The sequence below is a fragment of the Mesorhizobium sp. M0074 genome (assembly GCF_040322975.1).
Lineage (GTDB): Bacteria > Pseudomonadota > Alphaproteobacteria > Rhizobiales > Rhizobiaceae > Mesorhizobium.
The window spans coordinates 70,967-88,749 of sequence record NZ_JAMYUM010000004.1; the positions used below are offsets into that span (position 1 = coordinate 70,967).

The following is a 17,783-nucleotide window of genomic DNA, read 5'->3' on the forward strand; positions in this document are numbered from 1 at the left end:
GCTCAAGGACTAACAGCAGAAGAAGCCCGCACCTTGCGGAGCGGACTTCCTCGGCGGGCTGAAGGTCAGGTGGCCCGCAAATCGCTTTTCGTCGTCTATTCGAGATAGGTCGAAGGATCGACCGGCGCCGAGTTCTTGCGCACTTCGAAATGCAGTTTCGGCGAGTCGGTGGTGCCGCTCATGCCGGACAGGGCGATTTCCTGGCCGCGCTTGACCTTCTGGCCGCGCTGCACCTCGATCGAGCTGGTGTGGCCGTAGACGGTGACCAGACCGTTTTCGTGCCGCACCAGCACCGTGTTGCCGAATTCCTTGAGGCCGTCACCGGCATAGATGACGACGCCATTTTCAGCTGCCTTGACCGGCGTCCCCTCGGGCACGGCAATGTCGACGCCGTCCTTGCCGCCACCGAAGCTTGAGATCACGCGGCCGCGCACCGGCCAGCGCATCTTGCCGATGCCGGTTGCGTCCGGCGCCACCGCATCGTCGTCCTCGGCCTGCTGGATGACTTTCGCGTCCTTCTTTGGCGGCGTGTAGGAGGCGAGCGTCTGCGTCGGCGTGGCCTTGGCAGGCGGCTGGGTGGTGGCCGTCGTCACCGGATCGACCTTTGCCGGCTTCGCGCCGGCGACGACAGCGGTTCCGCCTGCCGGCACTTTCAGGGTCTGGCCGATCTTGAGCAGTCCATCCTGCATGCCGTTCGCCTGCTTCAACGCGACGATGCCGACGCCGGTCTTTCTGGCGATGGCCGACAGCGTATCGCCTTGCTGAACCGTGTAGGTGCCGCCGGCACCGGCTGGCTTGGCCGTCGCCGAAGCCACTTTGGGCGCGGTCTTTCCATCCTTCGGCTGGCTTGCGGCAGCCGAGGCGTCCACCTGCGCGGCAGACTTGCCTTCCCTGAGCTTCGGCTGCTGCGGCAGCACGGCCACCTTCTCCGGCGCGTCGGCCGGCTGGTCGTGCCTGGTGCCGTTCGCGGGCTTGGCGTCGGCGACTTTCGGCGTGGCGCCGTTGCTCGAATACGCATAGGCCGGGATGACGAGCTTCTGGCCGGTCTTCAGCCCCTTGGTCGCGCTCAGCCCGTTGACTTTCATGATGGCATCGGCCGGCACGCCGTAGCGCCGCGACAGGCCGGAAATGGTCTCGCCGTCCTTGACGACGATCTCGGCTGCATGCGGTGCGCCGGCGGCCGTCGCCATGCGCGGCGCGTCGGGCTCGGCGTTCTTGAACGGCCTTGCCGCCGGAGCGACGGTGCCGGTTGCCGTCCTGTCGACACGAGGAGCGGCAGGCGCCATCGCCGGCGCGGCAGCGGTACGCACCGGGCGGGCGGCGGGTGCCAGGGCGGGAGCCGGCGGTGGCAACTGCTGCGCCGTAACCGGTTCGAGGCTTGAGCGGCTGACCGACTGGGTGTGGCTGCCGTCGATCGGCGCGGCCGCAACATCGCCCGGATAAGGCTGGGCAGCATCCTGCTTGTCGATGATGGCGCGCTGGTTGTTGGTCGAGGCGGTGAACACGTCATCGACGCTGTTGAACCGCGCCACCTGGGAACTACACCCCGTCGCAGCGCCTGCGATCATGAGGACGGCGCAGCCACGCGCCAGATTGCGTCCGTTTGCCTTCAAAACACTGAATTGCATCGCACTAACCCGCACAGACCCGGTACAACTGAGTGTGATTAAAGCGCGTTAATGTTACCGGTCGGTTAAACCTGTAGAATCAGACGCAAATTTTCTTAAAATATTCGAGGATCGAGCGCCGGGTGTGTCGAGATTCAGGTCAGGCCGAGCCGAAAATGGTGGGTTCCGAGAACCGGAGCGGTGCGTACTTTTTCGGTACGTGAGCACCGGCCTACGCCGGCCATAGCCTTAACTGCCGCGACCTCTTATGAATGCTTCGGCCGGCGAAGGCCGGAAGCGGAGGAAGCCGCCATTTGCAGGCCGGCCTCACCTGAATATCGACACAGTCTAGATCACCGCGGCGACACCGTGCAGGATCGGCTGCAGGCGCACCAGGCCGATATCCTCGCGTTCGAAGCGGCTGCCGACCTTGGTCAGCTTGGCCAGCACCTGCTCGCCTTCGTCGGGTCCGATCGGCGCGATGACGATGCCGCCGCTCGACAATTGGTCGAGGAGAAAGCGCGGCAGGCTGTCGAAGGCCGCCCAGGCGACGATGCGGTCGAACGGCGCTTCGTTGGCCAGCCCGTTGGAACCGTCCGCCTGGCGCACGATCACATTGCCGATGGCGAGTGCCTCGAGGCGCTGCCGGGCCTGTTCGGCCAGCGTCTTGTAACGGTCGATGGTGACGATCCGCGCGGCAAGCCGCGACATCACCGCCGCCGTGTAGCCGGACCCGGTGCCGATCTCGAGCACCCGGTTGCCCGGCTCGATGGCAAATGCCGCGATCACCGCCGCCTGCAGGTCGGCGCCTTCGATGGCCTCGCCGCATTCGATCGGCAGCATACGGTCCGACCAGGCCATCGGGTGGAAATGCGGAGACAGAAAGCCGCGCCGCGGCGTCGCCTCGAAGGCGGCGATCAGCGCCTTCGGCACCGTCCCCCTGCCGCGCAGACGAAGCAGGAAGGCAGCGAAACCTTCGCGCTCGTCGACCGTTGCAGCGTGGTTCAAGTTCATGCGAGCGCCTTGGCCAGTTGATCGCGGATTTCATGCGCGGTGAGATCGAGCTGCAGCGGCGTCACCGACACCAGCCGATTGCGCAAGGCATGGAGGTCGGTGCCTTGCTTGCCCTCGACTGGCTCGCGGCCGAAGCGCAGCCAGTAGTAAGGCAGGCCGCGCCCGTCGCGCCGCTCGTCGACCCACAGGCTGTGGACCAGCTTGCCCTGCGAAGTGACTACAGTGCCGGCGATCTCTTCCGGCGCACAGTTCGGAAAATTGACGTTGAGCAGCACGCCGTCCGGCAACGGCATGGCGACGAGCTTTTCGAGCAGGGCCGGCGCCAGCGCTTCGGTGGTCTCGTAGGGAACGACGCGGTCCTCGCCGACATAGGAATAGGCCTGGCTGATGGCGATCGATCGCACGCCGAGCAGCGCGCCTTCCATGGCGCCGGCGACCGTGCCCGAATAGGTGACGTCGTCGGCGATGTTGGCGCCGGAATTGACGCCGGACAGGATCAGGTCAGGCGCTTCGGGCAGGATCTTCTTCACGCCCATGATGACACAGTCGGTCGGCGTTCCGCGCACCGCAAAGTGCTTTTCGCCGATTTTCCTGAGCCGCAGCGGCTCCGAGATCGACAGCGAATGCGCATAGCCGGACTGATCCTGTTCCGGTGCCACCACCCAGACGTCGTCCGACAGCGTGCGCGCGATGCGTTCGAGTGATGCAAGGCCCTCGGCATGGATGCCGTCGTCGTTGGTCAGGAGGATGCGCATGAGACCGCCTTTGCAGAATTGGATTGACGGCAGCGCTCTACGATACCCCCCTCTGTCCTGCCCTCTTTGCCACCACTTGACATCTCCCCCTCAAGGGGGGAGATCGGCAATACCGTAGCCGCCGCCTTCCTTGCTACGCCAACAGTTGGCGAAAGCTGTGATGACGGCGCAATCTCCCCCCTTGAGGGGGAGATGTCCGGCAGGACAGAGGGGGGCGCGAAGGAACGCGGGGCCGACAATCTTGTCACTTCGATGATTCGATCTTTGCGAGACCGCCCATGTAAGCCCGAAGCGCTTCAGGAATGGTTACGCTGCCGTCCTCGTTTTGGTAATTTTCGATGACGGCAATGAGAGCGCGGCCGACGGCGGTGCCCGAACCGTTCAGCGTGTGGACGAAGCGGTTGCCCTTGCCGTCCTTGTCCTTGTAGCGGGCGTCCAAGCGCCGCGCCTGGAAATCGCCGCATACCGAGCACGACGATATCTCGCGATAGGCATTCTGGCCGGGCAGCCAGACCTCGATGTCGTAGGTCTTGCGCGCGCCAAAGCCCATGTCGCCGGTGCACAGCGTCATGGTGCGGAACGGCAGGCCGAGCCGCTTCAGCACCTCCTCGGCGCATTCGGTCATGCGCTCATGCTCGGCAACCGAAGTCTCCTGGTCGGTGATCGACACCAGCTCGACCTTGTAGAACTGGTGCTGGCGCAGCATGCCGCGCGTGTCGCGCCCGGCCGAGCCCGCCTCGGAGCGGAAGCACGGCGTCAGCGCCGTATAGCGCAGCGGCAGTTTTTCGTGCGGCATGATCTCGTCGCGAACGAGATTGGTGAGCGGCACTTCGGCGGTTGGGATTAGGCCAAGCCTGCCGTCCCCGTGCCGAACGAAGAATAAATCCTCTTCGAATTTCGGCAGTTGCCCGGTCCCGAAAAGCACCTCGTCGCGCACCATCAACGGCGGCTGGATCTCTATATAGCCGTGCTCGGTGGTGTGCAGATCCAGCATGAACTGGCCGAGCGCGCGTTCCATCCGCGCCAGGCCGCTCTTCAGCACCGTGAAGCGCGAGCCGGAAAGCCGTGCTGCCCGCTCGAAATCCATCATGCCGAGCGCTTCGCCGATCTCGAAATGCTCCTTCACCCAATTCGGCCGCGTCGGCACCTCGCCGACGACGCGCATGACGACGTTGTCGTGCTCGTCCTTGCCGACCGGCACGTCGTCGAACGGCACGTTGGGCAGCACCGCCAGCGCATCGTTCAGCGCCTTGTCGAGCTCGCGCTCGCGCGCCTCGCCATTCTGGATGAAGGCCTTGATCTCGCCGACCTCGGCCTTCAGCCTTTCGGCGAGAGCTGCATCGCCCGAGCGCATGGCATTGCCGATCTCCTTCGATGCGGCGTTGCGGCGTTCCTGCCTGGTCTGCAGCTCGGTCAGATGCTCGCGCCGCGCCTCATCCGCGGCGATCAGGTCGTCGACCGTGGACTGCGCATCCTCAGCCGACCACGAGCGCTTCTGGAGCGCCTCGACAAAGGCCTTCGGGTTGTCGCGAATCCATTTGATGTCAAGCATGGTCTGTTCGTCCTTGAGTAGGCCAGAGGGGGTAAACCGCATCGATGCAAGGCGTCAAGGCAGAGTTCCTTCGCGCCCCCCTCTGTCCTGCCGGACATCTCCCCCACGGGTGGGGAGATCGGCCGTCACTGCTGCTTTCGCCAATCTCCGGCGCTGAAAAAGCAAGCCATCGGCGAAGTTGCCAATCTCCCCCCAAGTGGGGGAGATGTCCGGCAGGACAGAGGGGGGCGCTGTCCCGCCGACCTCAGGCGGCAACACCGGAACTTCAAAGGAAGAAACAAAAAAACCCGCCTGAGTGGGCGGGTTTTTGGAGCCAATTGGCACCATACTTAAATTAATAGCATAGCTGCCGGCACAAAGCAAGAACAAAGTTGCCATGGCCGGCAAAAAAATGCTGCCCGCTTCAACCGAACCTACGTCGAAGACGCGTCCGCCGGCTTTTCGGCCACCTCTTCGGTGGCGTCCTGCTTTTCGCGGGCCACACGGTCGCGCTCCTTGCTGCGTTCGATCAGCCGGGCCGACCAGATCGAGACCTCGTAGAGCAGGATCGTCGGAATGGCGAGGCCGATCTGGCTCATCGGGTCGGGCGGCGTCAGCACCGCCGCCACGACGAAGGCGATGACGATCGCCCATTTGCGCTTCTCGGCCAGGGCCGTGGACGACAGCATGCCGACCCGCGTCATCAGGCTTGTCACCACCGGCAGCTGGAACACCAGGCCGAAGGAGAAGATCAGCGTCATGATCAGGCTGAGATATTCGGACACTTTCGGCAGCAGCGAAATCTGCACCTGGTCGTTGGTGCCGGTCTGCTGCATGGCGAGGAAGAACCACATCACCATCGGCGTGAAGAAGAAATAGACCAGCGATGCGCCCATCAGGAACAGGATCGGCGAGGCGATCAGGAACGGCAGGAAGGCGTTGCGCTCGTTTTTGTAGAGGCCGGGCGCGATGAATTTGTAGATCTGCGTGGCGATCAGCGGAAAGGCGATGACCATGCCGCCGAACATGGCGAGCTTGACCTGGGTAAAGAAGAACTCCTGTGGCGCCGTATAGATCAGCTCGACCTTGTGCGGGTCGAGCCCGGCCCATTGGGTCGCCCATCTGAACGGAATGACCAGAAGGTTGAACAGCCGCTTGGCGAAAAAGAAGCAGACCAGGAAGGCAACAAAAAAACCGCCAATCGACCAGATCAGCCGCCGGCGCAACTCGATCAGGTGCTCCATCAGCGGAGCCGACGATTTTTCTATCTCGTCCTTTTCCTTGTCCGAAACGCTCACTTGGCGGCTCCCGCCGTTTTCCTGGCGGCCGGCTTCTTCGTTGCTGACGCCGGCTTCTTCGCTGCTGACAACTGCGCTTTTTGCTCAGCTTTTGCGGCAGCCTTTGGCGCAGCAGTCTTTGCCGGCCTGGCCGGCACTGCGGCCGCGGCGTTTGCGGGCGCCGGCTTCTTCTTTGCCGCCGGCGCTTTTTGCGGCACGGCCGCTGCGGTCGTTTGCGCCTGCACTGCCGGCGCCACGACGGACTCGTCCGTCATCGCCGGAAAGATCGGCGTGGCCGGCGTCGGCTCCGGCGGGCTGACGCCCGGCATCGTCGTTGCGCCGTTCTTCAGCGGCTCGGCTGTCTGCTCTGTCGAAGCGGCGGCATCGACGGCCGGCTTGGGTTTCATCACTGCGTCGACGCCGGAACGGACGTCGGCGGCGGCCTGCTCGAATGGATTGAGCTGCTTCCTGATCTCGGCTGCCGGATTGAGGCTTCTCAGCGAATCGACCGACTTCTTGACGTCGTCGAGCTCGGCTTCCTTCAACGCATCGTTGAACTGCCGCTGGAAATCGGACGCCATGCTCCGCAGCTTCGCCGTCGTGCGGCCGAAGGTGCGCAGCATGTTGGGCAAATCCTTGGGCCCGACGACCACGATCATGACGATCGCGATCACCAGCATCTCGGTCCAGCCGACTTCGAACATGGCTATACGTTCCGACTAAAGTTTTGGGCTCAGCTTTTGCTGGCCTTTTCCTTCGGTACCGAAACGGTTTCGTCGGCACGGTGTTCAACGGTACGCTTGTCCTCGGCAGTCTCGTCGTCCGCCATGCCCTTCTTGAAGCTCTTGATGCCCTTGGCCATGTCGCCCATCAACTCGGGGATCTTGCCGCGGCCGAACACCAGCAGCACGATCACCAGAACGATCATCCAGTGCCAAATCGAAAATGAACCCATAGCAAATCTCTCTCGAACGGTTTCCCAGACGCTGATCTATGCGCTTTCGGGTTCGGATTCAAACAGAACTGCGACAGAGTTCATGAATGAGTCGCCGAAGTCACGCACTTTCGGCACGGCGGCCCGCTACCAATCGGCGCAGTCCCATCCTGCCTGTGGCTTTAAGATGGCGCTCGGCTCAATCTTCCGTGACGCGCGGCGTCAAAAGGCCGAGTTCTTCGAGGTCGATGTCGGTCAGCGGATCCTCGTCGTCGGTGAGCGCATCGGGGTCGGCCGGCGGCAGCGGCACCGAGAAATTCGACGGCATGCGGCCTGACAGCAGCCCCGCACCCTTCAATTCCTCCATGCCGGGGAGATCGCGTATCTCCTCCAGTGCGAAATGGTCGAGGAAAATGTCGGTCGTGCCGTAGGTGACGGGACGGCCGGGCGTGCGACGCCGGCCGCGCATCCTCACCCATTCGGTCTCCATCAGCGTGTCGAGCGTCCCCTTCGACGTCTCGACGCCGCGGATGTCCTCGATCTCGGCGCGCGTTACCGGCTGGTGGTAGGCGATGATCGCCAGCACTTCGAGGGCAGCGCGGGACAGTTTGCGCTGCTGCACCGTGTCACGGCTCATCAGGAAGGCGAGGTCGCCGGCGGTGCGAAACGCCCAGGCATCGCCGACGCGCACCAGATTGACGCCGCGCCGCGCATAGATCTGCTGCAGTTCGGCCATTGCCGCGGCAATGTTGATGCCGTCGGGCAGTCGCGAAGTGAGCTGTTTTTCGCTGACCGGCTCGGCGCTGGCGAATACGATCGCCTCGGCCATCCGTACGGCCTCCGCCATATGCAGCCGCTCGCCAGGATTCCGCGACAAATTCTGCCCCTGATTTTGTGCCGGGTTTTCGGCAACTGCGCCTTGCTCGGCATCGTCGTCGATCTTGAACGGAATGACCGAAGCGTTGGCGCGTTCGCTCATGGTGTTACCTCGACTATCTTGATGGCCTGGGCGCGGCCGCGCAGATAAAGCGGCGCGAACACCTGGTCCTGCCGCATTTCCATCTTGCCTTCGCGGACCAGTTCCAGCGTCGCCGCAAACGAGCTGGCAACCGCGGTGCGCCGCTCTTCCGGGCCGGCCAGATATTCGACCAGGAAACTGTCCAGCGCCGTCCAGTCGCGCAGCGACCCGATCAGCCTGGTCAGCACGTCGCGCGCATCCTTGAGCGACCACACGCCGCGCCTGGCGATCGTCACATTGGTTATTGCCTGCTTCTGGCGCTGCTGGGCATAGGCAGTCAACAGGTCGTAGAGCGAGGCCGAATAGGCATTGCGCTTCTCGACGATGACCATTTCCGGCATGCCGCGTGCAAACACGTCGCGTCCGAGCCGGTTGCGGTTGACCAGCCGTGCCGCCGCGTCGCGCATCGCCTCCAGCCGCTTCAGCCGGAACTGCAGCACCGCCGCCAGTTCCTCGCCGCTTTCGCCTTCGTCGCCGGGCTGCTTGGGGATCAGGAGCTTCGACTTGAGGAAGGCCAGCCATGCCGCCATCACCAGGTAGTCGGCGGCAAGCTCCAGCCTCAGCGCCCTCACCTTCTCGACGAAGGCCAGATACTGTTCGGCCAGCGCCAGGATCGAGATGCGCGACAGGTCGACCTTCTGATTGCGGGCAAGATGCAGCAGAAGATCGAGAGGACCTTCGAAGCCGGCCACATCGACGACCAACGCCGGATCGCCGGTCAGCCGGGAATCGTCGTTCTCGGCCCACAAGCGGTCCATCGGTGCGGCCTTGCCGGCCTTCAGGTCCAATGTTTCCGCCACTTCGCTTCCTTTGATGCTAGGCCGCCGCGTCGAAATAACTGGCAAATTCGGCCCGAATCTCGGTCTCGTCCGCCACGTCACGGTTCCTGATATAGGTCAGCGCCCGCTCCGCGCGCTCAAACGACTTGCCTTCAACCCCGGTCGTGCGCGATGCAATGCCGGCCATCTCCTCGAACACGCCGTTGCAGTGAAGGACCAGATCGCAGCCCGCCGCAAGGATAGCGGCCGCCTTTGACGGGAAATCCCCAGAAAGTGCCTTCATCGAGGTGTCGTCGCTCATCAACAGCCCGTCGAAGCCGATTTCGTCGCGGATGATCTTTTCGATGACCTTGCCGGATATGGTGGCCGGGTTCTTCGGGTCGATCGCGCTATAGACGACATGCGCCGTCATCGCCATCGGCAAATGGTTGAGCTCCCTGAACGGGGCAAAATCATGCCGCTGCAACTCGCCGATCGAGGCGTCGACGGTCGGCAGTTCGAAATGCGTATCGGCGAAGGCCCTTCCATGACCGGGAATATGCTTCATCACCGGCAGCACGCCGCCCGCCATCAGGCCTTCCGCCGCGGCGCGACCCAATTCGATGACGGCGCGCGGCTCCTTGCCATAGGCGCGCGCGCCGATGACGTCGCTGGCGCCCTCGATGGGCACGTCGAGCACCGGCAGGCAATCCGCCGTGATGCCGTAGCGCAGCAGGTCGAAGGCATGCAGCCGCGCCATCAGCCATGCGGCACGGGTGCCGGCGTCATGGTCGTCGCGCCACAAGGCGCCGAGTGCACCGGCAGCCGGATAGTTCGGCGCCAGCGGCGGCCGTAGGCGCTGCACCCGGCCGCCCTCCTGGTCGATGAACACCGGCGCATCCGCACGCCCGACGCAGTCGCGCATCGCGGCGACCAGATCGCGGATCTGCTCGGTCTCGCCGATATTGCGCGCAAACAGGATGAAGCCCCACGGGCATTCGTTGCGATAGAAACGGATCTCGTCGCGGGTCAGTGATTTCCCGGCGCAGCCGAGGATCATGGATTTTGATTCGGTCATGCGGAACAGTTTAGAGCTTCGCGCCGACAAAGGGAATCGCCCGCAATTGCCTTCAGAGGTTTCCGTTCACGCAAAAAAGCCGGCGCGGACGCCGGCTTTTCGAGAGGTTTTGGTGCCTAGTGGGACACGAAGCAATTGCCGCCGGCAGCCTTGTAGCTGGTGCACAGTTTGATCGCCTCGTTGCGAGACTGCGCCGGAACGCGGACGCGGTAGAAGGTGCCCTTGCCGGCAATCTCGGCCTTGACGATGTTGGCGGTGCGGCCGGAAAGCACGCTGCCGTAGCGGCGCTGCAGATCCTGATAAGTCGCCTGGGCGCTTTCGACTGTCGGCTGCGAAGCGATCTGTATCGACCACGAACCAGCGCCGGCCGCGGCCGGATCGATGGAAGCGACCTGATCGGGCTTGACCTCGCCGACCACGTCGACCGGCTGGTCGGACGGGCGCTGCGGCGCCACCGGAACCGTGGCCGGGGTGCTGGCGGACTGCTTGCTGGCTGACGGCTTGGCTTCAGCCTTTGTGTCGGGCTTGGGCGCCGGCTGCAGCTTGGAGGTTTCGGCCTGATCGCCGCTCGCCTGGTCGCCACTCGGCTGGTCGCCAATCTTCGGATCACTTGTCAATTGGTCGATCAGGGGCACGGTGCCGGTCTGCGCCGCGGCGTCGGCCTGGGCGGCCGGAGCCACGTGCTGCGGCGCCGGATCGGCCGGCTCGGCAGCAGCCATCTGCGGGGCGGCGGGCGCCGGATCCTCGCGCGCCACGAGCGAGCCGTCAGGTTTCACGACCATGGTCCGTACCTTGCGCGGCGCAACAGCGACGATCTCGGGGGTTGCACCCTTCTCGGCCTCCTGCAGAACCTGCGCGATGCGATCCTCGGACTTGGGCGCCGGTACGGCGGCGGTTTCGGTAGCGCCAGCCGCATTGGCGCCAAGCGCATTGGTGTCAGGCGCGCTGGTGCCGGGCGCGTTGGTGCCAGACGCATTGCTATCAGACGCCTCGGTGCCGGGCGCGTCGATATCGTCTGCGGCATCGGGGTCATTGGGCGAAAGATCGACGACGCGGCTCTCCGGTTCGTCGGCCTTCAGGTCCAAAGGCTCTTCGGTGTTGGTGACCAGCTTCTGCTGAACCGGCTCGGCGGGCTTGGCGCCCTTGACCACAGCGTCATAAACCTTGTTGTCCTGGTTCGGCACGACGGTGCCGCCTGGATTTTCCGGCTTGATCTTGATCGGCCTGTTGTCGGCCTTGACGATAACCGGCGCATCGCTGCCGCTCTTGCCGCCGAGGGTCAACGCAAAGGCGCCAAGGCCTCCGGCGATCGCCACGGCGCCGACCACCGCACCTATCAGCAGCCCGCGCCTGCGCGGCTGCCTTTCGGCCTCGCGTTCGGCGAGGCCCGGAACCGACATCTCCTCGTCCAGTTCGGGATCGTAGTCGAGCTCATCGAAGGTGAAATCGTCGGCTTGCGAAACCGGCTGGCCGCCAGGCAATGGGCCCAGATCGAAACCGTCCGCTGCATCGGCATAGGAAGCGGCCGCCGCGCTGACGGGGGCTTCCGCAGGCTTGGCGCCATAGGCGCGCGTCTCGCTACGATCTTGCTTGTAGCCAGACGCGAAGCCGGCATCGTATTCATCGTCATAGCCAGCACTGCGCACCGGGGCAGGCGCTATATCCGTGGCATTCATTTCGGTGAGAAGGCTGGCAAAATCGGCATCGAGATCGTCGTAGGCGGGCGCCACCGGCTCGTCATCGTCGAAGTTGAGCTCCGGAATGTCGAGATCGTCCGCCAGCGCCACGACGCGCTCGGGCACGTCGACCGTCTCGACATCGGGCATCTCGTCATAAGCGGAAGGCTGTTGATGCGAGCTTGGTGCAGCTTCCGTGTAGGCGGGCCGATCTTCATAGGATGGCCTCTCTTCGACCTGTGCGGCCCGATAGGACGGCGTTGCAGCCGGCTGCGGCGCTGGTGCCGGACGCGCCGAAGCCACCGGCTGGCTTGCAAAGGCAGGCTGAGGCTGTGCGACCGGCGTCACGCGGCTCCACGAGCGGGCCGGCTCGGGCGGTGTGGCGCGTGTTGTCAGCCAGTTCAGCGCATCGAGCGGGTCTTCCTCGGCAGCAGCTGCCGCACTCTTGTCGGCCGAGTCGTGATCCAGGCCGATATTCCTGGCGAAGTCGGCATCGAGCGCATCGCTGTCGAGATCATCCGCGCGTCCGGCAGCGGCTTCGACACCGAAATCCTCGCCTTCAAGCTCATCGAGGAGGACACTGCCAAGATCGGCGTCATCGGCGGCACTGGACTGCTGCGGCTCAGCGGGCTCGTGCTCGTCGAGTTCCCAATCCAGCTCGTCGACAGCATGCACCGGTTCGTTGGCGACGTCTTTGACCGCCGCCATTGGCTGTTCAGCGGCCACTGCTGGCTTCTGAACTACCGGCGCGATAGGCTGCTGAACAGCCATCACGGGCTTCTGGGCAGTCTGCGGGCTTGTCTGAGGTTCGTTGACCGCTTGTGCCGGCCGTGTGCTCATCGCACCGAGCAGCGCGTTCAGTTCGTCTTCCAGGCTGCGTTCCTCAGCCACTGGGGCCGTCGGGACGACAGCGGCCGGCGCCACTGGTTCGGCCGCAACTTGCGCCATGGGTTCTTCGGCTTCCTCGGCAGGCGCATCGTCGAAGCTCAGATCGAAATCGTCGTCGAACGCCGCTTCAGCGGCCGCGCCGGAAAGCCGGGCGGCCTCTGGCTCTTCGATCGACTGCTCTTCGATAAACTCTGGTTCTTCGATTTCGGCAGGCCCGTTCGAGCGAACATCGAAGTCCATGTCGACATCGGCCATGGCATCATCGAATTGGCCGGCAAGATCCTCATCGGCCGAAACCGCCTCAACCGGCGATGACGTGGCGGCGACGTTTTCCGCCGGCTCATGCTCGTCGAACATCAGCTCGTCTTCGAGCGAGCTTGCAACGGCATCGTCGAACTCGTCATCGAACGCGGCCGCTTGCGCGGCGGTTTCAACGGCGACGGTCTGCTCCATCGGCTCATGCTCTTCGAGCATCAGCTCGTCTTCGAGCGAACTTGCCACGGCGTTGTCGAACTCATCGTCGAAGGCGGGCTCGTCGACCGGCTCGATCGCCTCGGCTGCGGCCCTGGGTTCATCCTCGCCGGTCACCGCGATCTTGGCCGTCACACCGTCGTCGTGCCGAAAATCCTGGTCGAGCGAGGCGGCAAGTTCGTCGTCACTCGAAAGGTCGTCCTCGAACGGCGACACGTCTTCGAGCGAGCCGGCGACGGCGTTATCGAAATCGTCGTCGAGCTCCGGCTCGACGGCGGGAGCGAACGCCCTTTCGGGGGCGGAGGCAATTTCGTCGGCGGCAACAGGAGTGGCTGCAACAGGAGCAGCATCATCCGCCGCACTGTCGTCGAACGCGAAATCCTGTTCGAACGAGGCAGCAAGCGCGTCCTCCATTTCGTCGGCGGCGGCCGGTTCGGGTGTCGGCTCGCGAAGCTTGGCAGGGGAAGCATTGTCGTTGGCGTCGGCGCCGAATTCGCCCATCAACTCCTTCTCGAGATCGATCTCGAAATCGCCCTCGTCCACCGACGGTTCGGCGGCAGCGGTTTTCGGCTGGGCCGGGGTTTGCGGTTTGACCGGCTGGCGCGGGTCGAACCCCATGATCCTGGTCAGTTCCGCGAACGGATCATCGTTGGCGATGTCGTTGTGGTCGGCTGCTCTCAGCTGGGTTCTGTCTGCCATTATTGTTCCCGAACTCGCACTCATTCGGACGCCATGGACGTCGCGTAGGGTTGGCCCTTACCAGCGCAATGTGGGCAAAAGGTGACAGGTTTTTTACTCAAACCTAACGCATTTCGGTGGGCGCATTGGCTCCGATCAGCGTCAGGCCGGACGTCAAAACGTCCGAAACAGCCTGCACCAGCCCTAGTCTGGCATGCGTCAATTGTCGGTCGTTAACCTTAACAAAACGTAAGTCGGGATTATCGGTGCCCCGGTTCCAGTGTCCGTGGAAGCTGGAAGCGAGTTCGTAGAGGTAAAATGCCAGCCGGTGGGGCTCGAGCGCGAGCGCCGCGGCTTCGATCAGCCGAGGATATTCGGCGAGCTTCCTGATCAGGCCGATCTCCCCCTCATCGGTCAGCAAAGCCACTTCGGCGGCCAGCTGGTTGCGGTCGAACATGGCCTCGCCCAATTGCTCGCTCGCCTGCCGGAATACCGAATGGCAGCGCGCCGAGGCATACTGCACGTAGAACACCGGATTGTCCTTCGACTGCTCGGTTACCTTGGCGAAGTCGAAGTCGAGCGGCGCGTCGTTCTTGCGGTAGAGCATCATGAAGCGGATCGGGTCGCGGCCGACCTCCTCGACCACTTCGCGCAAGGTCACGAACTCGCCCGACCGCTTCGACATACGCACCGGCTCGCCGGCGCGAAACAGCCTCACCAACTGGCAAAGCAGCACGGTAAGCTTGACCTCGTCGCCGGCAATCGCCCGGGCAAGCGCTTCCAGCCGCTTCACGTAGCCGCCATGATCGGCGCCAAGCACATAGATCAGGTCGACGAAGCCGCGATCGACCTTGTCCTTGAGGTAGGCGACATCGGCGGCGAAATAGGTGAAGGTGCCGTCCGACTTGACCAGCGCCCGGTCCATGTCGTCGCCGACCGCGGTCGAGCGGAACAGCGTCTGCTCGCGGTCCTCCCAGTCGTCCGGCTTCTCGCCCTTGGGCGGCGGCAGCTTGCCCTTGTAGATGTGGCCCTTCAGCGTCAGGTCGCTGATCGCCGAGCGTATCTTGCGGGCGTTGTTCGCATGCAGCGTCCGCTCGGAGAAGAAGACGTCGTGATGCACGTTGAGCAGCGCCAGATCCTCGCGGATCATCGCCATCATCGCGTCGATCGTCCTGTCCTTGACGATGGCAAGCGCCTCCTCGTCCGGCATCTGCAGCAGGGAGCGGCCGAATTCGCTGGCCAGCGCCTGACCAACGGGGATCAGATAGTCGCCTGGATAAAGCCCGGCCGGAATGTCGCCGATCTCATCGCCGAGCGCTTCGCGGTAGCGCAGCATGACTGAGCGTCCGAGCACGTCGATCTGCGAACCGGCATCGTTGATGACGTATTCCTTGGTCACGTCGTAACCGGCGAAGGCCATCAGATTGGCCAGCGCGTCGCCGACTACAGCACCCCGGCAATGGCCGACATGCATCGGGCCGGTTGGGTTGGCCGAGACATATTCGACATTGGTTTTCTTGCCGTCGCCGATAGTCGAGCGGCCATAGTTGCGGCCTTCGCCGAGCAGCGCCGTCAGATGCGCCTGCCAGAAGCCGTCCTTGAGCCTGAGATTGACGAAGCCCGGGCCGGCGATCTCGGCGGCCGCGATATCCTCGTCGGCGCGCAGCGCCTCGGCCAGCCTTTCGGCCAGCGCACGCGGGTTCTGGCCGGTCGGCTTGGCCAACACCATGGCTGCGTTGGTCGCGAGATCGCCATGGCTGGCATCGCGCGGCGGCTCGACGGCGATGCGCGACAGGTCCGGCGACACGCCATCCTTGTCTTTCAAATCAAGCGCTTCGACGGCCTTTATGATTCGCGCGTTGAAATCGGCGAAGATGTTCATTGCTGTGGCTCTGACGGTTTTGCAGGGATCCGGCTCGTTGGCCGGCAAAATCGCGCCCGCCCTAGCTCAAATCCGGCGTATGGTCAAACAAACGCCTGTGTTCCTTGAGCGCATAAGTGTCCGTCATGCCGGCTAGGAAATCGGCAACACTGCGCGCCTTGACGCGGTCCTCTGCCCGGTCGAGCCCTTCGCGCCAGCCATCCGGCATAGCGCGCGGATCGGCGAAATAGACGTCGAACAGGTCCCTGACGATCTGGTCGGCATCGGCGCGCACCCGCATGACCTCCGCATGCCGGTAGAGGTGCTTGTAGAGAAAGGCCTTCAGCTCCTTTTCCAATACGGCCGTCTCGGCGGAGAAGCTCACCATCGGCTCGCCGGCCGCCCTTACCGCTTCGGCGCTGCCGGGCTTGATGCGCGCCAGATTGGCTGTCGTCGAGACGATCACGTCCTCGACCATGATGGTGATCTGCCGGCGCATCAGCTCGTGGCCGGTGCGTACGTCATCGAGCGCCGGATAGCGCTGACGCACGCCCTTGAGGATCGACCCCGGCAGCGAGACGCCCTCCAGCATATCCAGCGTCAACAGCCCTGCCCTCAAGCCGTCATCGATGTCGTGGGTGTTGTAGGCGATGTCGTCGGCAATCGCCGCACACTGCGCCTCGATACCAGCGAAGCGGTCGAGTTCGAGGTCGTGCAGTTCGGAATAGTCGCGGATAGCCTGCGGCACCGGCCCCTTCAGCCCTTTGCCCTTGGCATCGGTCAGCGGGCCATTGTGCTTGACCAGCCCCTCCAACGTTTCCCAGGTGAGGTTCAGCCCATCGAACTCGGCATAGCGCCGCTCCAGCCGCGTCACCACACGCAGCGACTGCGCATTGTGGTCGAAGCCGCCCCAGGCGGCCATCTTCTCGTTCAGCGCGTCCTCGCCGGTATGGCCGAAGGGCGTGTGGCCGAAGTCGTGCACCAGGGCCACCGCCTCGGCCAAGTCCTCGTCGCCGCGCAGTGCCCGCGCCAGAGCGCGTGCGATTTGCGCTACCTCGATCGAATGCGTCAGCCTCGTGCGGTAATGGTCGCCTTCGTGCGCGACAAACACTTGCGTCTTGTGCTTCAGCCGGCGGAACGCCGTCGAATGGATGATGCGGTCGCGGTCGCGCTGGAACGGCGTACGCGTCGGGCTTTCCACCTCGTCGAACAGCCGCCCGCGCGACTTCGCCGGGTCGCTGGCATAGGCCGCGCGCGGTCGATAGCCGAATCCGATGTCGCCAAACTCGTTGGTCATAGCGTATGCCGCAGTTGACTTGCCCCGTCGCGCTTCATACCTATCATACGAAACCGAATGCAAGGTGACGCCCATGGGCGCTGATGCCAAGACCGCCATGAAAGTCGAGATGACCGACGCCGCCGCCAGGCGGATCGCCAAGATTGTGGCGAGCGAAGCCGGTAAGACGGCCGTGCGCGTTTCGGTCGAGGGCGGCGGCTGTTCCGGCTTCTCCTACAAGTTCGACCTGGTCGATGGGCGCAATGACGACGACGTCGCCATCGAGAAGGACGGCGCCACCGTGCTGATCGACGACCTGTCGCTGGTCTATATGGGCGGCTCGGTGATCGATTTCGTCGACGATCTGATGGGCCAGTCGTTCCAGATCAGAAACCCCAATGCGGTCGCCTCCTGCGGCTGCGGCACCAGCTTCAGTATTTGAAAATATGAAGCCGCTCCTCGAGGGCCTTGAGGATCCGATGACGGTCCTTGTCGCCCGCGAGATAGAAGCAATTTCCGATATCGATATCGTTGGTTGGGCCAACCGTCACAAGGCAGCTCGGGTCTACGCAGACGACGCTGATTATGTGCAGCTCGTGCGGTGCAATCCGCGGAATGCCGTTAATCTTGCGAAAGCTCATGGCCATTTGAGGTCGCTGATCGCGCGGTGTTTTCCCGATTTCAACGACAAGTCCGATGAAGCCAAGGAAATAGCACGTAAGCTGTTCCTTCGACGCATTCGGACTTACCTTGACGGCGACCTGGAACCCTTTCAGGTCTGCCGTATGGTGTCGCCGATTGAGGACAAATACGATTTTCCACACTGGCTTGGAGACCTTTACAACGGCTGTGATTGGATGGACGAGAATGCAACGCGCGAGCAGGCATCGCACCTGCGATGGATGATAGAGCAAATACTCGCGGAAAATGCCGAACCCCAACCTTTCGGGAGTGAATGAGC

General features: G+C 63.7%; 15 protein-coding genes. 2 read left to right on the top strand and 13 right to left on the bottom strand.

Annotated features, from left to right (window positions below; translation table 11 throughout):
- Nucleotides 1-95: 95 nt before the first annotated feature.
- The 13 genes from NKJ73_RS07275 to NKJ73_RS07335 all read right to left on the bottom strand — a co-directional run bounded on the left by NKJ73_RS07275 (nucleotide 96) and on the right by NKJ73_RS07335 (nucleotide 16,843).
- Nucleotides 96-1,628: a peptidoglycan DD-metalloendopeptidase family protein gene (locus NKJ73_RS07275; RefSeq protein ID WP_352568852.1), complete on the bottom strand. Its 1,533-nt coding sequence runs from the start codon at nucleotides 1,626-1,628 to the stop codon at nucleotides 96-98.
- 327 nt (nucleotides 1,629-1,955) lie between these two features.
- A complete protein-coding gene (locus NKJ73_RS07280) occupies nucleotides 1,956-2,621 on the bottom strand; it encodes a protein-L-isoaspartate(D-aspartate) O-methyltransferase (RefSeq protein ID WP_352568853.1) in 666 nt (221 codons plus the stop codon).
- Complete coding sequence (gene surE / locus NKJ73_RS07285; protein ID WP_352467008.1) at nucleotides 2,618-3,376, bottom strand: 5'/3'-nucleotidase SurE; 759 nt, start codon at nucleotides 3,374-3,376, stop codon at nucleotides 2,618-2,620. Before surE ends, NKJ73_RS07280 begins: the two co-directional genes overlap by 4 nt.
- A gap of 244 nt (nucleotides 3,377-3,620) precedes the next feature.
- A complete protein-coding gene (serS, locus tag NKJ73_RS07290; protein WP_352568854.1) occupies nucleotides 3,621-4,928 on the bottom strand; it encodes a serine--tRNA ligase in 1,308 nt (435 codons plus the stop codon).
- Between the two features lie 413 nt (nucleotides 4,929-5,341).
- A complete protein-coding gene (gene tatC, locus NKJ73_RS07295; RefSeq protein WP_023678927.1) occupies nucleotides 5,342-6,205 on the bottom strand; it encodes a twin-arginine translocase subunit TatC in 864 nt (287 codons plus the stop codon).
- Entirely contained in the window at nucleotides 6,202-6,888 is a 687-nt protein-coding gene (gene tatB, locus NKJ73_RS07300; RefSeq protein WP_352568855.1) for a Sec-independent protein translocase protein TatB, read from the bottom strand. The genes tatC and tatB overlap by 4 nt, the downstream gene beginning before the upstream one ends.
- Nucleotides 6,889-6,917: 29 nt before the next feature.
- Entirely contained in the window at nucleotides 6,918-7,139 is a 222-nt protein-coding gene (locus tag NKJ73_RS07305) for a twin-arginine translocase TatA/TatE family subunit (protein ID WP_352490594.1), read from the bottom strand.
- 178 nt (nucleotides 7,140-7,317) lie between these two features.
- The gene (gene scpB / locus NKJ73_RS07310; protein ID WP_352568856.1) at nucleotides 7,318-8,097 is read right to left on the bottom strand and encodes an SMC-Scp complex subunit ScpB; all 780 of its coding nucleotides are present in this window, start codon (nucleotides 8,095-8,097) and stop codon (nucleotides 7,318-7,320) included.
- Entirely contained in the window at nucleotides 8,094-8,894 is an 801-nt protein-coding gene (locus NKJ73_RS07315; protein ID WP_023678931.1) for a segregation and condensation protein A, read from the bottom strand. Before NKJ73_RS07315 ends, scpB begins: the two co-directional genes overlap by 4 nt.
- Before the next feature lie 58 nt (nucleotides 8,895-8,952).
- Nucleotides 8,953-9,972: a beta-N-acetylhexosaminidase gene (gene nagZ, locus NKJ73_RS07320; RefSeq protein WP_352568857.1), complete on the bottom strand. Its 1,020-nt coding sequence runs from the start codon at nucleotides 9,970-9,972 to the stop codon at nucleotides 8,953-8,955.
- 116 nt (nucleotides 9,973-10,088) lie between these two features.
- Nucleotides 10,089-13,706: an SPOR domain-containing protein gene (locus NKJ73_RS07325; RefSeq protein WP_352568858.1), complete on the bottom strand. Its 3,618-nt coding sequence runs from the start codon at nucleotides 13,704-13,706 to the stop codon at nucleotides 10,089-10,091.
- A 103-nt stretch (nucleotides 13,707-13,809) separates the two neighbouring features.
- Entirely contained in the window at nucleotides 13,810-15,567 is a 1,758-nt protein-coding gene (argS, locus tag NKJ73_RS07330) for an arginine--tRNA ligase (RefSeq protein ID WP_352568859.1), read from the bottom strand.
- Between the two features lie 61 nt (nucleotides 15,568-15,628).
- Nucleotides 15,629-16,843, bottom strand: a complete 1,215-nt coding sequence (locus NKJ73_RS07335; RefSeq protein ID WP_352568860.1) for a deoxyguanosinetriphosphate triphosphohydrolase — start codon at nucleotides 16,841-16,843, stop codon at nucleotides 15,629-15,631.
- A gap of 73 nt (nucleotides 16,844-16,916) precedes the next feature.
- Between NKJ73_RS07335 and erpA the strand changes: the two genes are divergently transcribed.
- On the top strand, nucleotides 16,917-17,264 hold the full coding sequence (gene erpA, locus NKJ73_RS07340) for an iron-sulfur cluster insertion protein ErpA (protein WP_352568861.1): 348 nt from the start codon (nucleotides 16,917-16,919) through the stop codon (nucleotides 17,262-17,264).
- 37 nt (nucleotides 17,265-17,301) lie between these two features.
- Nucleotides 17,302-17,781 (top strand): hypothetical protein, encoded by a 480-nt coding sequence (locus NKJ73_RS07345; protein WP_352568862.1) that lies wholly within the window; start codon nucleotides 17,302-17,304, stop codon nucleotides 17,779-17,781.
- The last annotated feature ends 2 nt before the right edge of the window (nucleotides 17,782-17,783 follow it).